Origin of the sequence: Streptomyces sp. SID4985, assembly GCF_009863025.1 — a bacterium.
In the GTDB taxonomy this organism is placed as follows: domain Bacteria; phylum Actinomycetota; class Actinomycetes; order Streptomycetales; family Streptomycetaceae; genus Streptomyces.
On record NZ_WWIR01000672.1, the window covers coordinates 1 to 906 of the forward strand.

The 906-nt window shown below is 77.6% G+C and carries 1 protein-coding gene; it reads left to right on the top strand.

The annotated features are described in order from the left end of the window. Positions 1 to 677: NAD(P)H-hydrate dehydratase (locus GTW40_RS29040; protein WP_161183109.1), on the top strand; the 677-nt coding region annotated here is incomplete at its 5' end. Positions 678 to 906 lie beyond the last annotated feature (229 nt).

Consider the following 906-nt stretch of genomic DNA (forward strand, 5'->3'; position numbering starts at 1 on the left):
CCGGCGCGCTGCGCGGGGGCGCGGGGGCCGTGCGGTACGTCGGACCGGCCGGGGACGCGGTGATCGCCCGGTTCCCCGAGACGCTCGTCTCCGACCAGGGCCCCGACCACGCGGGCCGCGTGCAGGCGTGGGTGGTGGGCCCCGGCGCCGGGGACGACGCGGCCACCGTCGCCAAGGTGCTCGGCGCGGACGTACCGGTCCTGCTGGACGCCGACGGCCTCCGGCTCGCGGACCGGGACGCGGTACGCGGGCGGAGCGCACCGACCCTGATGACCCCTCACGCGGGCGAGGCCGCCGCCCTGCTGGGTGTACGCCGCGAGGAGGTCGAGGCGAACCGGCTCGCCTCGGTGCGCGAACTGGCGGCCGTCTACCGGGCGACGGTCCTGCTCAAGGGCTCGACCACACTGATCGCCGCCCCCGACGGCGGCCCCGTCCGGGTCAACCCCACCGGCACCGCCTGGCTCGCCACCGCGGGCAGCGGCGACGTGCTCTCCGGACTCACCGGCTCGCTGCTCGCCTCCGGCCTCTCCCCGCTCGACGCGGGCAGCGTGGGCGCCTATCTGCACGGCCTCGCCGGGCGGTTCGCCTCCCGGGGCGCGCCGATCGCGGCCCTGGACATCTCCGACCGGCTGCCGGAGGCGTGGCGGGACGTACGGCGGGAGCTGGACTGGGACTGAGCCCCACCGACAGGGCATGACGGGCTGTGCGGCACCGGGGGACGCGCACCCGGGACAGGGCCGCCGAGGAGTGCTTCCGGGGGCCGGGCGGGGCCTCTGAGAGACTGGGGGCGCCATGAACGAGACAGCAGCTGTGCCGACGGCGCCCCTGCGCGCCCGCGCCGAGATCGATCTGGGTGCCCTGCGCGCCAACGTACGGGCGTTGCGCGCCCGGTTGAAGGGCGCGGCC